Here is an 18234-nt window from a genome sequence, read left to right on the forward strand (position 1 = left end):
AGGAAGAACATCTACTTGATTTTATTTGTTTGTTCATTATAATACTGTAAAGCCAGTTTCACCGAAGCGAGGTTGTTCGGTTTCTCAATTGAATCACGTTCAATATAAATATGACCTTTAAATTGCTGATCCTTCAATTCCTGGAATATCGCAGGAAAATTCACAACACCTGTACCAGCCCTCACATCTTTCAAAGCCGGCTGATTAAAGGCAGCAATGTCTTTCATATGTATGGCTATAATACGGCCTTTGAATTTTTTCACTGCTTCAAGAGGATCAATACCACTTTTGGGAAAATGTCCGAGATCAGCACAAACCCCGAAATTCGGATGATCCTTTAGTGCCAGCAATGTTGTATCCGGGTTCCAATATTGACTCACTCCTTTCCAATGCTCGTGAATCGCAACCATGATGCCATAAGCACCGGCAAGACTATCTATGCTGTTCAGCATATTAAGCGGTGGTTCTGTTGTTACAAATTTTGCCCCTAGTTTTTTGGCTATATCGAACTGTCTTGCCCATGATTGAATGGTGGAATCACCAACTACATAAACGGATTCACAGATAAGGCCTCTTTCGCTTATCATAGCCTTAAGTTTCTCCAAACCTGCCGGTGATAGCTTACCCACAAGTGTGTCCTTTAATTCCGGCCCTGCCTGGTGGAATGTATTGGGCTCAATATATTTTAAACCGGCACTATCGACGAGCTTTAATGATTCAGGAAAGTTTACATCATGAAATGTCCATAACGCGATACCGAATTTCCAATCTTCTGCAGGTTTAACAGCAGCCGCCACGGCAGAGTCGGATTGCTGTTCACCCGCTGGCTGCTGATCAGTACATGAATTCAATAATATGATTAAGGCGAATAGTACTGTTACTAATTTCATAATCAATATTTTGCTTTAAGGTAGAACTTAAAGGCAACATTTAAAAAAATGGGGTGTGATTAGTTTACGACAGGCAATTCATGCCAGGTTATTTACATTTTGCGACATCGCGATTTTGCGAGGAGGACTGATTGATATATTTGCCTATGCATAAAAGAACATTTATAAATAACAATTTACCATAGGCGTAACATTTAAGGGGAATGTGCTACTAACAATTCACTGACCGATTATACCAGCTGCAACATGGAAGATTTTCAAAAGAAATTCATTCTTGCTCTACTTGCTTATGCTTCGCAAAGAGGGATACAGGCCCAGCGACTTTGTGAACTTGCCGGGATCGACTATAAATCAATAAATGATTGGGAGGAGTACGAACGTGTACTTGGATGTAGAGTCTCAAGAAAAGTTGACGAAACCTGGGTCGAATTTCCAAAAAAAATTATCGGCCGGGAAATACTAATTGCCAACTATGAATTACAAAATTATTTGTTAAATCAGGTCAGTATACTCATGAAAGCCAACGAGGCTGATGGTCCATTTCATAAAAAGGTGTATAATTATTTATTATCCAATTCCTTCCTGTATTCGCTGACACTTGATGCTGTAGCGGCAAACTTTAATATGAGTGTTCGTAGTCTGCAAAGAAAACTAAAAAGTGAAAGCACCACATTCCTGGAAATAGTTGATGCAGTGAGAATGGCCCTCTCAGTTACATTTCTGAGATCCGGGAACTACGCTATGAAGGATATTGCTTTTGCTCTCGGGTACAATGAACCGACAGCTTTCGTGCGTGCGTTTAAGAGATGGACAGGTAAAACACCTGTAGCTTACAAAACAACCATTCAAACCGAAAAGTGATCACATGAAAATCGCAAAACCAGCTGAACAGGAAACAAATGATTTTTTCAGGAAGTATATCGACCTTGTCAAACACACTGACCTTTTATCAGCACTCCATGAAAACCAGGAATCATTGACGCAATTATTCAGTGGTATTCCATCTGAAATTGAGGTGTTCCGTTATGATACCAACAAATGGTCAATAAAAGAAGTGCTGATGCACCTGATAGATTTTGAACGTTATTTAACGTTCAAGGCATTTGTTTCCATGAGGAATGATAACGAAACAGCGCTCAATCATCCGAACCGTGAACACTATCTTTTTCATGCCCATACGGAAAAAAGATCGCTGAATGACCTGATTCCTGAATTCCTGTCTGTGAGATCAGCAACGATCAGTTTGTTTCAACATACAGATTTATCTCAGCTCACCCACACCGGCAATCCTATCAATCCCAATCATGCCATCTCAGGCCGTGCAATGGGATTTGCTTTAACCGGCCATAGTATACACCATATGTCAATAATTAGTGAACGATACTTACGATTGTCTAATCGTAGTTATGAGTTATGAGTTATGAGTGAAAGACAAGTTATCAGTTAGCAAAAAAGCAATACTATTTATCGTATTATTATTCATAAATTAAGTTCACTCATAACTCACTCATCACTCATCACTCATAACTCATAACTTTATTAAGGGCCATGCATCTTCCCAACCTAGTTCCTTAATAACGAGTTTCGACCTGCCTCGGTCAATAGCATCGTAACCATGATAAATGATATAATCTTTTCCATCAAAAGTATAAACTGAATTGTGACCCGCTCCAAACCATTCTTTGTTATCGCCTTCAATAATGATGGTACCTCCGTTATCAACCATCGGCTTTCCTGACCTGTCAATATAAGGTCCGGTCAACTTTTCACTGCGACCCATCACGACTTTATAGTTGCTTTTCTCGCCTCGGCAACAATAGTCCCACGAAACAAAAAGATAATAGTATTTATCTTTCTTAAAAATAAATGGTGCTTCAATAGCTGCATTGCCGGCAGAGCTATCCGGTAATTGATTATCCCTTGGCCGCCGGGCAATTGTGTGCCATATTGCCGGTTCAGCCGGCGAGCTGAACGTTGGATTCAGTTTCAGGAGCTTGATGCCTTCCCAAAAAGATCCGAAGCTTAGCCACCCGACACCATTTTCATCGACAACCAGGTTTGGATCGATCGCGTTCCACATATCCCTGCCGGGAACTGATTGAATCACTTTTCCAAGATCCGTCCATCCGAATTCAGCCGAGGTTGAATCAAGTGTTTTGTTTACTGCCAGTCCTATGCAGGATGTGTTTTTTCCAAAGACTGAAACAGAATAGAAGAGATAATAGCTTCCATTCTGAAAGCTGATATCAGGTGCCCACATACTGCTTCCACGATAAGTGGGTATAGCGGTTTTAACCCAGGATGGCGTCTGCCTGAATACAGGGTTGTCTTTGACCCAATTTTTCATATCCTTTGATCTATAAACATTAATGCCATTACCGGTTGTAAATAAATACCAGGTGTCCTTCTCTTTAATCATAACCGGATCATGGGCCGGCGTTTGCCTTGTTGACGTGATTGTGCCGACAGGGGAAGGTGGACGGCGGCGGGCAGTATCAGCTGTGGCAGCCTGTTGCGCAAAACTTGTAATTGAAAACAGAACGAAACAGGTAGTCAGTATGATAAATTGTATTAACCCGGATTTAATCACCGGATTTTTACGATCCAGATCAAGAACATGCAAAAATAATTGCCAGGTGTTGATACACCCGGCCCTTGTGTGAAACTTGCCGTATGAAAAAAACATCTTGAATTTTTAATTTATCGCGAGCTCCTGCGATTGTGAATAAAACAACTCACCAACGCCAACTGCTTTTACTCCAATTCGTACAAACACATTTTTCTTAGTGAGCAGTGAGGCAGGTATCGTGGCGGTTAATGTAACCGGTTGTGAGATATCGGTAATTACAGCTGCCAGCTTCTGGGCATTAGCCGCATTATTATTCTGATCAGTAATGATGGTCTGGCCAATGTAAATACGTACGAGCTCGAGCGGCTTACTTGTATTGATCCTTTGCAAAGTGAATGTTGCATTAACCTGGTTACCCGATTTCTGGAAAGTCGGATTATTAATTACAAAATAAGGTTCCACAACCATATCTACATTAGTCGAACCATTTACTGACACGTCGATTGAATCAGTTTTATCCGCCCAGGGGCCATTACCTCTTAACACAGTCAGCTTATAATTTCCATCAAACACAGAGGCAGAGAAAGTGCCATCCTGGTTTATATGCACGGGTATCTTGCTGAACAACTGGTAACCATATTGCCAGAGTTCCAGTTGAACACCGTTCGACCTGACACCAACGGGGATATTACCATACTTAACCGTTCCTTTGATTGTTGCTCCCGGTGCACTTTTATTATCCTTGGTACAGCTTAGTGCCACTGTACTCAATATCATTAACAGATAAATTATTTTATTTTTCATAACGAAATTTTAAACATGATTGGAATGCACTTTTCAATCGTGATATTACATAGCGCATCATTCACCTGAGTATAATTGGCTCGCGCTTCATTGAATTGCGTTTTAAAACTACATATCATAAAATTGCTAATCATTGGATTGCTCATAATTGGATTGCAGATAATGGGATTATAGATCATCGCGATGCAATTGCAATACACATCATTGCAATGGGTTTCTCACAATCAAAGGATTGTTATCAATGATATTCTGTGGAATAAACGTATAATAATTCTGTATCTGGAAAAACCTCGGTGCCCTGAAACGGGGGGCCGTTAATTTTACGTATACATATTTCCCATCTCTTGCGGCATCTCCGGGTCTCACTATCCGGTAAGGATATAGTGCTGAAACCACAGCCGAAGGATTAGAGCTTACTCCGTTCCAGGCAGTATGTGCCCGGCGCAACCTGATCAGGTCCCAGGTCCTGTGATCTTCGAAAGCAAGTTCAACCCGGCGCTCATTCAATAATTTGTCAAGCGTTAATGTTGTAAGGCTGTTAGCAGGAAAGCCAGCCCTTTCTCTCAATACGTTTATATATTTTAGTGCGTCACTGGTTCTTCCAAGTTCAAAGGCAGCTTCGGAAGCATTCAGATAAATTTCTCCAAGTCTGAACCAAACCCACCAGTTATCACTTCTTACACCTCTTGTGCTGGACAAAGCCGCTTCATCAATATACTTACGCATATAAAAACCGGTATTTGATACTTCCTGTATGGAACGGTGTGGTCCCGAAGAACCGGTTAATAGTTTTCCATCGCCTGTAGGATAAGCCGAACCTCCCCAGTTAACTCCCAGCTGGGTACCTTCAATTGTTTGATAAGAAGTTCCGTTCCAAACCATAACACCAGCCAGCATTTCTACAGTGGAACCCTTAAATGAACTGCCTGGATAAAGTATTGTACCTAATAACCGGCCATCTTTATTAGCGAATATGTCCATAGGCCCGTCGTAATAGATATAATCCTGGTCATTTGCAGTCCGGGTTTTCAGGGTTCCGGCGCTGCCATCAAGAAAGTCAAAACTTTCTACCAGGTTCAGCGAAGGTGTTACAGACGAAGAGGAAAGATTGTCTTCCCTTATTCCTCTTACAATATTATCATAGGCAAATAAATGGCGCTTATCCTTCGCCGTTAAAAAGTCCTTTACAAATATTATTTCTTTGTTGTTAGATTTTTTCGTGACCGCATCATAAAATGCCTGGGCCGGGTTCGAGATGTTGGTAGACAGGGCAAAAGCACCACTGTTGATGATCTCGACAGAAGCATCCAATGATTTTTGATAATATTCTGAAGCCCGGGCCGCCGGGATGCCAACTTCTCCACCTGCAGTTGTAAGCTGCGGTGTTATCAATGCATTGTACTTTGCTATTGAAGCCGCATACAACATTGCCCGGCTCTTAAGCGCAAGAGCTGTGTATTTATTTGCCCGGCTGAAGCTCGCAACAGGCGGATTAGAAGAGGAATTTATATTACCCAGATCGTTCTTGATAGCGTCACATTCAGAAGCAATGAAATCATAAACAGCTGCTTCTTTAGCACGCGGGTTTCTCAAAGATGATGCTTCGCCACTATAATCATAGATGAGCTGATTAACAATCAGGGGAACTCCGCCCATCCTCTTCACCATCTCAAAATAATCAAATGCACGCAGGAATCTCAGCTCTGCAACAAAAGGCGCCTTTTGAGCCGCAGTGAGTAAAGTAGATTTTGACTCGATATTCTCAAGAGCAAGGTTGATATCCCGTATCAGCGAATAGTTCCAGAGAAACCACCTGTTTGTGGCATAGCTGGTAAGATTGTTACGACCATCCTGGTTAGACTGGCCGGACCACATCGCGTCATCATAATCAGCCATATTCCTCCACTGGGACAATCTTCCGTCCAGTCCATCATTTACATCCTGCAAGCCCAAATCGGCTGGCAGCCTGTCATAATAATTAGCGAGCAGGGAAGTGATTTGTTTCGGATCGTTCCAAACCTGCTCTTCAAGTATCAGAGACTTGGATTCGCGTTGAAGCCAATCCTTCTTGCATGATATCAGCAATATTGCAAACATCATGGTGAGCATTACAAATTTCTTTTTCATATTACAAGTTTTAGAAGGAAGCATTAAAACCAAATGTTATTAACTTTTGCTGTGGATATACCAGTCCACCCGATGAAGTGATCTCGGGATCGATCTCCAGGTCAGACACATTATCGATCGTGAACAGGTTGGTAAAGTTCACATAGAAACGAACCCTCGATGTTCCGAATTTTTTCAACAAGGTTTTGGGAAGATCATAACCTACCTCCAGGTTTCTTAAACGCAGGTAGCTGATATTTGTAAGCCAGAAATCATTCATCTGGAAATTGATATGCGTTGTATTATCCCTTCGTATTGCAGGATAAGTACCACCTATCCATTTGCTTTGCGGATCATAAGGATCCTCCCTGCGCCACCGGTCGCTTAACATATAATGTGGTGAGTTTCCACTATTCTGAAAAGGAAACTTCAGCTCAACATCACGAATAAAAGACTGCATAGTGGCTCCTGCCCAGACTATTGCCAATGAGAACCCTTTGTAACTTGCATTCATCACAGAACCAAAGCTGAAAAAAGGATTCTGACCACGGGGAAATCCGATAGGACGTTGATCCAGACCATTTATTAACCCGTCCTGGTTAGCATCTTCATAAATAAAATCCCCTGGCAACATTGTCCGGTTTCCCTGTCCATCTATATTTACCGGGTGTTTATCAATTTCTTCCTGAGATTGAAAACGACCCACCACATGATAACCAAAAGAGTTATCATTTGCGACCGTACTGGAAACTCCGAACCAACGATCTTCATTTGTATTCCGGTATTCATCATAGGAATTTCCAAACCTGGGTTTGTAAGAATAAAGATTTCTTATCCTTGCAAAAGAGGCATTCACCCCGATCGAATAAGTCACTGGCCCCGAGAACTGGTTGTAAGTGACAATTCCTTCGATCCCACGGTTTGCATCTGCATTCAGGTTTTCATTTGGTAATACATAGCCCACTTCAGTTGGTAATAACACATCATACTTTCCTGCAGGCAAGCCAGTCCGTTTTCTTTCAAACACATCAATCTGGCCGGTGATCTTATTATTCATCATCGAAAAATCCAGCCCGATGTTTTTTGTCCTGTTCATTACCCATGTAAGTTCAGTGATTGGCAATCCTCTTGGCCTGAGACCGATTACGTAACTACTATTGAATATGGAACTGCCGGAGAAGTAATTATATCCTGGCAGATAATCAAAGGCACTGATACCGGATTCGCTTCCTGTTTCACCATATGAAACCCTTAATTTGAGATCATTGATAAAACTGAGGTTGCGGAAAAAAGGTTCCTGCGAAATTCTCCATCCTGCAGAAATACCTGAGAAAAAACCCCAGCGTTTATCAGGCGCATATAAATAAGACCCATCGTATCTTCCTAAAAGTTCAAGCAGGTATTTCTGACGGAAGTTATAATTCACCCTGCCGATATAACCAGCCCTGGCTTCAACGCCCCATTGATCCTGCAGGATATCCTGTTCTGCAAAACTCATCAGCGAAACTGAATTGTTTGTCGGAATAGTATGCACTACAAAATAAGCGTTGTCATAATCAGAACGTTCGTATGCAGCTACGGCTGAAATAGCATGGTCTCCGATCTGTTTATTATAACTTAACTGGAACTGGCCATAGCGGTTTATGACATTTCGTTTATGTTTCTCGCGCCATGGATTCTGATTACCATAAGGGATTGTACTACCAGGTGCCCTGTCTTCATAAGCACCTGTAGCGGAATTATAAATATAGGCAGGGTATGTATACTCCATCCCATCAAAATCCTCATTTTGAAAATTATAAGATAGAGTCGCCTTAGCAACAAGGCCAAAGGGAAAATCATACTGAGCATTAAGATTGACATTCATCGAATGCCATATTTCGTCTATCCACCCTGTTACATCTTCTTTGTATGTAGCCGGGTTCACATTTACGTTATGCGTTTGATTAATATAGTTCGGGTTGTTGTTGGCGTAAGGAGCTTCCGTTGGCCACATACTGAACACGCTAAGAAAAGGATTGAAATAATCATCGAGCCCTGGTACTCCAATATTGTGTGTTTTCTCAAGGCGAAGGCTGATCTGCGAACCAATCTGCAACCTGTTGGCCAGTTGGGTGTTAAGATTTGCCTGGAGGTTCGTACGTTTATAACTGAAATCTTTCAGTATGGCATCCTGGTCCAGGTGGCTGATGGCAAAATAATAGGTTGATCTTTGCGATCCTCCGGAAGCACTGGCACTGATATAACGTTGGGGTACATTTTTCCGGGTGATCATGTCGAAGTAGTCATAACTATGATAGGCACTGTCAGTTCCGGCTTCCCATTTTGCAAGTTCTTCTTTTGTATACAGTGAGGCGGGGTTACGATTTGCATTTTGTTCAGACTCCACCAGTGCCCGAACATACTGGCCTGCGTTAGCAGGTTTCGGAAAACGGGTAAAATTCTGCAGCCCATAATATCCTGACACATTGATAGAAGGTGCTTCCCGCTTTCCCTTTTTTGTAGTGATAAGAACAACACCGTTGGCCGCACGCAATCCATAGATAGATGCAGATGCATCTTTAAGTATATTAATACTTTCGATGTCCTCCAGGCCCAATGTGTTAAACACATCCTGGCCGGATCCCTGTGTGAATCCAAAAGCTGATGGTGCTGTACTTCCACCTGTATATGGAATACCATCTATTACGTACAAGGGGTTGCCCATGTTTCTTATCTGGATGTTGACGCCTCTGCCTGGTCTTGAATCCGGCGATCGGGTGGTTATGCCCTGGACCTTACCCACCAAAGCACCGGATGTGGTACTGGCCGGAGTAGTAACAAGATCTTTCGAACTGACAATACTGATTGCACCCGTTACAGTCGCCTTACGTTGGGTACCATAACCAACAACAACTACATCACTCAGCTGTTGATTTGCGGATACCAGTTTAATATCAATCCTTGTACGATTACTAACCTTCACCTCCTGTGTAATAAAACCGATATAGGTAAATACAAGTGTAGCCTCAGCTGAAGTAGCGATACTATAATACCCTGAATCATTTGTCTGCGTAGTGGTTTTGGTACCTTTAACCTGCACTGTTACTCCACTTAATGCAGTATCTCCTGCAGAAACTCTTCCCGACGCCGTTATTTGCGCATTAAGGCCAGGTGGATAACAGGAGAAAATAATGAATGTAATGATGGAAAGGCACAGTTTTGAATATGCTCTGCGCGGAGTGAAAATGTCACTTCGCAACATGCGTTTTTTTAAATACAACAAGCAACGTTTCATAGCAATTCATTTTTGGAAATGATTAAATAAGAACCTAAGAAGCAAAAATTTCTTTTCGTTTCAATACATGATTATAAAAAACCATTTTCTTAAGGGCACAGGGAGGCGCGCCCGGGCTGCAGGAAAGGCAAATGCATTTCATATCGCTCGGTTAATTGAGTGAATAAATGTTGGGACGGAGGTTCAAGAGAGATATGAATTATGAGTTATGAATTATGAAACGTATTATTTAGACGTCACTCATAACTCACTCATCACTCATAACTCATCACTCATAACTCAGTTAAGAAGTTAATCAGCTTTACCAGCTCTTCCTTCTTGCTCGGGTCAGCTGAGTTTTTGCTTAAATAATTTGAAACGGCTGTTTTGTTGTCGGGGAATATTTTTAGAAGTTTTTTCTTATCCGGATAAATCATTGTGCCTGCATGATCCAGGATTGCATACTCTGTATGTTTAACCAGTTTCATCTCTTCAGCTGCAGTTAAATTATAAGCCCTTCTTTCAAGTATCGAACTAAAATTATCTGAAGCAGCCGTTGACGACGACATACCATATGAACTTTGTTTCTCGGAAAAATTTTTGAAGTAGATGAGTTCCGATAGCATCATTCCTTTGCTGGTATCAATCACACGGAAGTAACCACGGTTAAAATAATACAAGTCATTATTTATTACAATGTGCTGAATGGTTTCCTCGTTGGCCAATGAAAGCGTATCTGATTTTGCATCGATGAATTGCACCGTACCAATCAGCATATTGTAGTTCAGTGATCCACTCGTTGATTTACCATCTTTAAAAGTTACAATGCCTTGTGTAAAAGCCGGGTACCTAAAAACTTCTGTCGAGGGTATTACATCCATGATGAATGCGCCAGGCTTAATAGTGTAAGTCACCGATTTTTGAGAGTAACCAAAAAACGCTATCAATACAGCAATAAAAACCAATATTAGTTTCATAAAACTGGTTTAGCAATCATTAAATTCGATCCTCAACCGTCTATGTCCAATGCTTTATTTATGCCAGATATGTTTTCGAGTTATGAGTGATGAGTGATGAGTGAAAATACAAAGTCACCACTCATAACCCGTCAACTCATCACTCACTCATCACTCATCACTCATAACTCATCATTCATAACTTATTAATCATAGCTCACCAATCACTGTTTCAAAGTGAAGGCCGGTAGTTTCAATTGTAAACCGCCTTGCATAGCCGATTCGTGAGCCAAAATCCCCACACAGGTAATATTAGCCGACTGCCTTGCATTCGGGAACGGATCAGTTTTATCAATAAGTGCGGTTAAGAATGCGTGCACGAGATGCGGATGGGAACCTCCATGACCCGAACCCTGGATAAAGGACAGGTGCTGATTTTCATTTGCATCATAAACGCCACCAGTTGTAAATGATTGGATGGGCCCAGGCAACAGGTGTGCAAAATCAGGTATCTTAACTCTTGAAGGTACCTCACCCGTATGTATAACCGAATCTTCATGTTCCACCAGGGTCCATTCAAAAGTTTTTTTAGATCCGTAAACATCAAAGCTTTCACGGTATTGTCTTGCAGTGTTAAAAAGTGACCGCGTTACTTCCGCACCGAGGTCGGAATCTTTAAATTTGATATGACAACTTTCAACAGCGAAAGGTGAATTGTATTTTTTTATCAGCTCTTCATCAATCCTGCCCGAGCCAAGGCAGGAAACACTTTCAGCATCGGCGCCAGCCAGCGCCACAACCGGACCCACACAATGAGTGGCATAGTGCATAGGTGGAAGTCCTTCCCAGTATCCTGGCCAGCCTGCCATTTCCTGTTGATGCGAAGCGCGCATAAACTGCAGTTTGCCAAGTTCACCATTACAGTATAATTCCCTTACAAATAAAAACTCACGGCTATAGACCACCGTCTCCATCATCATATAGGTAAGACCGGTCTCTGCTACGGCTTCTACGATCTGGCGGCACTCATCCACTGTTGTTGCCATCGGCACAGTACAGGCAACATGTTTCCCTGCCCTGAGCGCTTTGATAGATTGTTCTGCGTGACTTTGGATGGGTGTATTAATATGTACTGCGTCCACTGAAGGATCCTTCAACAGATCATCATAATTCTCATATCTTTTTTCGATATTAAAAGCATTTCCGATCTGGTCCAATTTCTCCTTGTTACGCTGGCAGATGGCATACATGTTTGCATAAGGATGTTTTTGGTAGATGGGAATAAACTCCGCTCCAAAACCCAGTCCTACTATTGCGATGTTGATCTTATTTGCCATTAGCCAATGTTTTGTAATTAAGCGAAGGTTGATGATCGGTTTCAATGGAGCTACCCCATTGTTTAAGAAACTTAAGACCTTCACTGGCGAACTCATCCTGGCTATCTGCCATGGGGTGCCAGAAACAAACAGCACCGGCCAGCTCCTGGTTTTCTGTTGTGAAACTTTCTATACTTACCACCCCTTTATAATTAATCGCTTCAAGCCCTCTCCTGTATGCATCCCACCTGGTTTGTCCGGTGCCCGGAGTACCACGATAATTTTCAGATACCTGAACATGTAAAAGTTTATCACCGGCTTTAATAATTGCCGCTTCTATATCTCTTTCTTCAATATTCATATGAAAACCATCGAGCATAACACCTGCAGCAGGATGATCAATCGCTTCTATTAAACGTACCACATCTTCAGCAGTGTTTACCAGGTCTGATTCAAAACGATTCAGGGGTTCAAGTGCAATCTTTAATCCACGCTCTGCAGCCATCTCACAAACGGTATGCAGATTCCGGGCAGCAAGGTCCCATTCAAGTTTGCGTTTCTCAGGTGGCAACAATCTTGCCTTACCAACCGCTGAGTACATTGGACCGCTGAAAAAATCGTTGCCGACTGCGACGCAAAAATCAAGGCATCTGGCTATATATTTAAAACAGTTCTGATGAACAGCCGGGTCTTCGTGGGTTAAATCCCTTGTTGGTCCAAACGCTCCGCAGATAACCGCTTTAAGATTATATTTTTCCAGGCCTTTTTTCACGGCTTCAATATCAATCAGATCCGGATCTTCCACTGCTATTTCAACTACATCAAATCCAAGTGTTGAAATTTTTGAAAACAGCGGTTCGATGGATGAAGTTGAAAATGGTGAGGTCCATAACCAGGTACTTACTCCATATGTTATATCAAGGCTCATAATTGCTAGTTCTTGTTTGGATTAACGGAATGTAATGCCGGAACAACACCGGGTTCAACAATATCCGGCTTTAACACAACTGCATGATAACCCCCTCTTGACCGGAAATAAAAAATCAATAACAGGTAACTTACCAGCATGATTAAGGGGAAAATGACAATGTATCTTAAAGCTTCTTTTTTCGCAGAATCCCTGATCTCAGTCACCGTGGCCTTATCAGCAGTGGTTGCCGTTTCCAGTTTCGCCTGATCCAGTGCCTGGTAATCACCGAATACACTTGTTTTATTTTCTGTGATATAAGTGGAATGAATATTTGTTTTGTTCGTGTTATCATAAGTCTGCACATTAGCATCAACTGATTTATCCTGTATGAAACCAAGGATACCCGCCCCTATAACACCTGCTGCAATCATACCCAGGCCGCCGGTAATATTAAGCGTTAGTGCACCACCTTTCGGAAAACGCTCTGCAACAAGGCCAAGCATGGTCGGCCAGAAAAAAGTTTTGCCAAGACCATAAATGGTAGCGGCCACTAGAATCATAATGCCTGCAGACTGGGATAACATAAATAAGCCAACTGCCGCAATCGCCGAACAAATAGCCAGTAAACCCAATGGCGAGACCTTATGCACGATGGGACCTGCAAAAAACCGCAGCACAAACATGATTAAAGAAGTATAAACCAATACCCAGCCAGCCTGCATTCCCAACTGGTTCATAGCGGGAGTCATCAAATCCGTGATCCAGCTATCCGTGCCGAGTTCAGTTGTTGCAAGCGGAATCATGATCAATAATAAAATTATGAACAAAGGCTGACCAAGACTTTTTGTATACAATCCAAACAAAACGGTAATAAGAAGAATCAGAATAACATTAAATGTGGTTGACCAACTGAACACTGCACCAAGCTGGAAGATGATCAGTGAAACTATAATCAATGCTCCAAGTGCGCCAACTTCACTCAACATCTCTTTATACGAAACGCCTGCCTTTATCCTTTCATTCACAGGGAAGCGGCGGGGAAACATCATGATACCATAGGTGACGGTTGGTAAAAGGATCAATCCTATTTTATATTCCCAGGCCGTACCGGGTCCCATTAATAATACTATCAGGCCACCAAGTGCTAATCCTCCTGCCCAGGCGGCATGAAGAATATTTAACCATTTTGTTTTTGCTTTTGGAAACATTGTCGCCACCACCGGGTTTACAACGGCTTCTACTGTGCCATTACCCAGTGCAACTATTAAAGTACCGATATATAACATCCAGTAGCCGGTAGCATAGATTGTCAGTATAGCAGAGGCTACATGGCAAAGAAATGCAAATATCATTGCTGTTTTATACCCGATCTTATCAATGATAAGACTGAACAAAACAATACTGATTGCAAATGGCCAGAGTCCGACACCAGCTATTTCACCGAGCTGGGTTTGAGTCAGATTGAATTCCTTGCCCCAGTCTGGTAGTATCACAGCCCTCAGGATAAATCCAAAAGCAGTTGTCATCAAAGCCACAAAGCAGGCATAGAATAATTTCATATCCGGCTTAGTCGTTAATTCAGTAGTTGAAGATTCAGTTTTTTCCATCTGCAGTTAAATTGGTTTTTACTCTGTTATTATTATCTATTAATATCGGAATTACTCTGGTATTTTTCCTTTGTTGCTCTTATAAACTGATAACCCCTATTTATTGATCTCAGTCCAGATGATGTTGCTATCTGGTTCTTCCTATTTGGTAACTCTCAAAATTCCATTCATTATTCTCCAGTGACCAGGGAAAGTACATACATAAGGGTAATCACCTGGTTCATTTGGTACCTTGATCGTCAACGTATACTTACCGGCCGGGTTTAGGAGTGGCGTAGCATACAAAACCTCTGGTATCTTGGGCACATACTGCATCCTGGCACCATTCGGATCCTGGGCCAGCTTATCAGCTGCCGCTCCGACCTTTTCTAAAGTCTTCGGTTTGATAAGAACAAAATTGTGTTGCATGAAGTCAGGGTTCTGCATAACAACCTGTATAGTGGTCCCTGCCTGGGCTGTTATCAATTGCTTGTCATACTTCATCACATCTTTTACCACTTTTATGATAATGGTTTTAGCAATGGTTCCTTTTGGCGGTGCAGCGGCCGGTCCAGTACCCGCAAGCATTTCCAGTTTGGCATTCGAAAGATTACCTCTTAGGAAAAACAATGAATCGGGGAACTCAGCAAGCCTTTGCTCACCCTTAAGATTATCTAACCCTACCCTTACAGGCGCAGTCAGTTCTTTTTTAAATAAACCCGGTGATTTAGTGGTGGCAGCCTGCTTGTCATTTACAAACAATGCCATCGTACCATTCTTTTGAAGACCCGCTTTAAATGCGAATGTTGCCGGCAATGCTTCCGTTGTACTGATCTTATATGCTTTGCCAGCCTGGTTCACCTGGAACCATAATTTGTTATCAAGCAGATATAAGCCATATCCATCAGTGCTGGTTCCCTGGGAAACAACTACGCCTGAATAAGGAACCGGTGCTGCTGTGGCAGTTGGTGAAGCAGGGTTCCTGGATACTGCCCTTTCCAATGTGCCGGATACAAGTATTTCTTTGCCGGCAATTTCCGGCATAGGTCCGGAAGCTACGGCCTGCCTGTTGTAATTCCGGCGCAAGGGAACTTCTTCCAACCTTGATCCAAAAGTTAATCTTTGAGCCATCGATGCTTCCGTTAAAGAAGGGTTTGCATTCAACCCTCTTTTTTTGAAGGCGGCGGCAAAGGTTTGTTGGTTCAGTTTGCCCGCAATTACCAAACCCTGTTTCAGCCAGGTATCTTTTACATTTTCTTCTTTTTCGGCCATGGCAAGCAATATATTTCCAATTGCTTCTGAAGGCTTCACATCTGTTGTTGCCAGCACGCCGGCAAGTCGAACCCGCAGATCCTTATCTGTAAACACACCTGCTTTTTGCATAGCAGCAATGGTTGCATTTGTTTTTGGTAAAGCTTCGATAGCTGCTTTCCGAACACCGGCTGCAGGGTGTGACAGAGCCTTTATCACTACATCGGTTGCTTCCTTGTTTGTTCCGTCCAATGCATTCAGTCCATGTATGGTCCAAATTGCATGAACTGCCGGAGCATTGGTATTGATCTCATCCATTTTTTGATCCTGGACCAGTTTATACAAAGCCGGCAACAAAGACTTGTCCCCTTTCTCTACAATGAGCCGCTGCGCATGTGTGCGCCAGAACATGTTGTCATTCGATAATGCAGCAAGCAGCCCCTGGCTATCTTTTATATCGAGTGAAAGCGTATTCTTTTTATCATTGTTTTTATAAGTGATCCGGTAGATACGACCACGTTCATGATCTCTCAATGGGTTAATATAGGCGTTTCCTTTACCATTTTCAGCCTTCAGACCCGAAGAAGCAATACTTGGAGTTGGGTTATGCTGAATAATAAAATCATACCAATCTGTAACCCATAGCGCTCCGTCCGGACCAACTTCCGCCTGTATGGGTGCAGCCCACTCATCTGCGCTAACCAGCATATTCCAGCCATCGCCATCTTCCTTAAAGCCAGCTCCGTTCTGTTGAAGCACGTGCTTGTGAATAAGGCGACCGGTAGGTTCAGTTACAAAAGCAATACGGTTCCAGTATTCCTTTGGAAAATTTCTGGCAGTATAAAGACCATGACCAGCCGCTGCAGTGAACCCACCATGCACATCTACCTGTCTTAGGTTTTTTGTAGCAACATGCATGGCATAATGTGCATCAATTTTTTCAACACCGGTTTCCCTGATCTTCACCTTATCCTGGTATCTTTTTGGCATACCAAGAAAACCGCTGTGCGTGTTGTTGGCAGTTGAAATAAATACATCAAAGTCCTCTGAAAATCCCAGTCCCCAGGTATTGTTACTGGTAGTCGAAAGAAATTCAAGCTGTTTCCCATCCGGGTTAAAACGGTATGCGCCGCTCCCGAACCTAAGTGTATCTTTTCCTATCTTACCTTCAAAGCCGGAATAACCAACTACACCCCAGATCTTGTTATCAAGTCCATAACGCAGATTCGATGCCTGGGCATGCGTATCACTTTTACCCCAGCCTGTTAAGATGGGTTCGCGTATATCGGCTTTACCATCACCATCAGTATCTTTCAGGAAAAGAAAAGAAGGAGCGGCACTTACAATTATACCTCCGTTTGAAAAAGTAAAGCTGGTTGGTATATTTAGTTTTTCTGCGAAAATGGTGATCTTATCTGCTTTGCCATCACCGTTTGTATCTTCCAGTATTTTTATACGGTCATCGCCTTCATCTTCATCCCTGATTTCGTTTGGATAATCAACGGTTTCAATCACCCATAATCTTCCCTTTTCATCAAAGTTCATGAATATTGGATTGATAACATCCGGTTCAGCTGCAAACAACTGCAGCTCAAATCCAACGGGCACCTGGATGAGCGACATGGATTCTTCCGGGGTTAAAGAAGCCTGTACTTTAGGAGCCGGATCTTTTTTCTCATAGTTGGGAACCGGGCCATCATAGTAAGAAGGATCAGCCAGCTTTTGAGAAGCAAGCGCTGTTGCTACTTTATCGCCCACTGCCCATAAGATGCCATTTTTTACCAGTTGAAGGAAGCCGGGATTGTTAAAGGTTACGTCATCATGTCCATAAGCAGTATAGAATACCCTGCCATCTCCATAATTTTTTACCCAGGTATAAGGTTCGTGATGATCACCCTCAACCCGCTCTGTAAGTACCTTGATGTCTTTGCTGATCTTAGCATGCACATAAGTCTCATCTTTTGTTTTAAACGCAGTCACATTTTTCATTACAGGGTGTGAAGCCTCTAAGATCACTGCAGGAAAAGAATCATATTTATGGGTTTTGAACTGACCGCCAATAAGTTCAATTGCTTCGGGCGAATTCTGGAAACACCAGGAAGCGCAATGCAAAGGGATAAATCCTTTCCCACCTTTTACATAACTGAGCAGCGCCTTTTCCTGTGAACTGGTGATAGTGTCATAATTCGCATACAGGATTAATCCATCATACTGAGCAAGTGTTTTTTCATCAAGGTCGTTTGGATCTACTGAATACGAAATATTTATTCCTTGTTTAAAATACTCCTTTGTAAGGATGTCCGCCAGCCTTTCAGAATCGTGGTGTTTGCTTTTATGACCGAGGAAAAGTATTTCAATTCGTTTCGCTATATCTACCCGGTCAGAGGTGGTTGCCCCGGTTACAAAAAATAAAATAGTGGTAATTAAGGCGTAAAGCCTGAAGTTAATTTTACACATGGCAATCAGTTATGTCTTTGTAAACCTAACCCAAATTTCCTTTTTACCAACGTGAATCCCTATCCAAATTTTATCCAGTTTTGACTGAATTATATCATTAATTGTTTTAAATTCAGGAATATAACGACAACTT

General features: G+C 42.2%; 12 protein-coding genes. 2 read left to right on the forward strand and 10 right to left on the reverse strand.

Annotated elements, in window-relative coordinates; translation table 11 throughout:
• Positions 1-11: 11 nt before the first annotated feature.
• Complete coding sequence (locus VK664_RS15950; RefSeq protein ID WP_461399680.1) at positions 12-890, reverse strand: sugar phosphate isomerase/epimerase family protein; 879 nt, start codon at positions 888-890, stop codon at positions 12-14.
• A gap of 246 nt (positions 891-1136) precedes the next feature.
• Between VK664_RS15950 and VK664_RS15955 the strand changes: the two genes are divergently transcribed.
• Positions 1137-1751 (forward strand): helix-turn-helix domain-containing protein, encoded by a 615-nt coding sequence (locus tag VK664_RS15955; RefSeq protein WP_461399681.1) that lies wholly within the window; start codon positions 1137-1139, stop codon positions 1749-1751.
• 4 nt (positions 1752-1755) lie between these two features.
• On the forward strand, positions 1756-2307 hold the full coding sequence (locus VK664_RS15960) for a DinB family protein (RefSeq protein ID WP_461399682.1): 552 nt from the start codon (positions 1756-1758) through the stop codon (positions 2305-2307).
• Between the two features lie 111 nt (positions 2308-2418).
• On the opposite strand, the gene VK664_RS15965 is transcribed toward VK664_RS15960, so the two are convergent.
• From VK664_RS15965 to VK664_RS16005, 9 genes are all read right to left on the reverse strand, one after another.
• Complete coding sequence (locus VK664_RS15965) at positions 2419-3576, reverse strand: family 43 glycosylhydrolase (protein WP_461399683.1); 1158 nt, start codon at positions 3574-3576, stop codon at positions 2419-2421.
• Positions 3577-3585: 9 nt separating this feature from the next.
• A complete protein-coding gene (locus tag VK664_RS15970; protein WP_461399684.1) occupies positions 3586-4263 on the reverse strand; it encodes a DUF3823 domain-containing protein in 678 nt (225 codons plus the stop codon).
• A gap of 201 nt (positions 4264-4464) precedes the next feature.
• On the reverse strand, positions 4465-6390 hold the full coding sequence (locus VK664_RS15975) for a RagB/SusD family nutrient uptake outer membrane protein (protein ID WP_461399685.1): 1926 nt from the start codon (positions 6388-6390) through the stop codon (positions 4465-4467).
• A 10-nt stretch (positions 6391-6400) separates the two neighbouring features.
• Positions 6401-9646 carry a SusC/RagA family TonB-linked outer membrane protein gene (locus tag VK664_RS15980; protein ID WP_461399686.1) on the reverse strand — a complete coding sequence of 1082 codons (3246 nt, stop codon included), beginning with the start codon at positions 9644-9646 and terminating at the stop codon, positions 6401-6403.
• Between the two features lie 272 nt (positions 9647-9918).
• The gene (locus VK664_RS15985; RefSeq protein ID WP_461399687.1) at positions 9919-10602 is read right to left on the reverse strand and encodes a hypothetical protein; all 684 of its coding nucleotides are present in this window, start codon (positions 10600-10602) and stop codon (positions 9919-9921) included.
• A 203-nt stretch (positions 10603-10805) separates the two neighbouring features.
• Positions 10806-11918, reverse strand: a complete 1113-nt coding sequence (locus tag VK664_RS15990) for a Gfo/Idh/MocA family protein (RefSeq protein WP_461399688.1) — start codon at positions 11916-11918, stop codon at positions 10806-10808.
• Positions 11908-12825, reverse strand: coding sequence for a sugar phosphate isomerase/epimerase family protein (locus tag VK664_RS15995; protein ID WP_461399689.1), 918 nt, complete (start codon positions 12823-12825; stop codon positions 11908-11910). The genes VK664_RS15990 and VK664_RS15995 overlap by 11 nt, the downstream gene beginning before the upstream one ends.
• 5 nt (positions 12826-12830) lie before the next feature.
• Positions 12831-14414, reverse strand: a complete 1584-nt coding sequence (locus VK664_RS16000) for an MFS transporter (protein ID WP_461399690.1) — start codon at positions 14412-14414, stop codon at positions 12831-12833.
• Between the two features lie 141 nt (positions 14415-14555).
• Entirely contained in the window at positions 14556-18101 is a 3546-nt protein-coding gene (locus VK664_RS16005; protein WP_461399691.1) for a PVC-type heme-binding CxxCH protein, read from the reverse strand.
• Between the last annotated feature and the right edge of the window lie 133 nt (positions 18102-18234).

The sequence above is a fragment of the Flavitalea sp. genome, assembly GCF_035489435.1.
Taxonomy (GTDB): Bacteria; Bacteroidota; Bacteroidia; order Chitinophagales; family Chitinophagaceae; genus DATHKG01.